Below are 810 nucleotides of genomic sequence, written 5' to 3'. Positions count from 1 at the left end.
GGAAAATCCCTAGAACCCCATATTCGCCAGTTCCCCCCGGTTGAGTACGAACTGGCGATCTATCAAGGCTCACCGTGGCTATGGGCCGATGGAAAGCCGCTGATCGACCTCCTCGATGCGACCTCTTGGGGTGGTGCAGCCATATCCGTTCCTGCTCCCTTATCGGGTGCAAGGGGGCGTGACGTGTTGCGGTAGCGAAAGCGGTGCGGTAACTTGTTGTCCAGAAAAGACAAACCCCGAAGCTCTGCTGATCAACTTGGCGGAAGACTCAGAGCATTCGGGGCCGTTCACAAAGAACAGGAAAAGCATAACACATGCACGATCTCAGACAACCCTGCACCGCCAATAAGCGCCAGACGGCCCAAAACCTCTTCATAGACAGGCTTCCGCGCCGCCCCTACTGCACCAACGACAAATCGATGGGGCTGCTCATTCGTCCGCAGGCTACTGCGCTGGGCTATAGCCACATCCAGTTCAACCCGCCGCCGCATGTCGCCATGCTGGTGTTCGACGTGGACAAGAAGCACCAGCATGACCCCCAGCGCGATGGCTACCACGAGTGGCAGGATAGGGGGCTGCCTGCCCCGCACTGGATCTCGATCAACCCAGAGAACGGCAATTACCACCTTGGTTACCTGCTGGCCTCGCCCGTGGCGCGATCCAGTGTCGCCAGATTGGGGCCGTTGCGTTACCTGGCTGCCATCGAGCACGTTCTAGCGGAACGATTGGGGGCCGATCTGAGGTATGTGGGGCTGGTCCCCAAAAACCCCGTCCACAGGGGTTGGATGAGGTTCTGGAACGGCATTGAAC

Annotated in this window: 2 protein-coding genes; both read left to right on the top strand. The window is 58.9% G+C overall.

All coding sequences use genetic code 11. The features are described 5' to 3' along the window. The coding region (locus tag RA19_RS27310; protein WP_206540312.1) for a hypothetical protein at window positions 1-195 on the top strand (195 nt) is incomplete at its 5' end. 119 nt (window positions 196-314) lie between these two features. Continuing rightward, window positions 315-810, top strand: a 496-nt coding sequence (locus RA19_RS25565) for a replication initiation protein (protein WP_193748347.1), incomplete at its 3' end; no start/stop codon positions are given.

This window comes from Leisingera sp. ANG-M1, from assembly GCF_000813745.1.
In the GTDB taxonomy this organism is placed as follows: Bacteria; Pseudomonadota; Alphaproteobacteria; order Rhodobacterales; family Rhodobacteraceae; genus Leisingera.
Note: the sequence above shows the minus strand (reverse complement) of the source record. Positions and strands in the feature narration are given on the sequence as shown.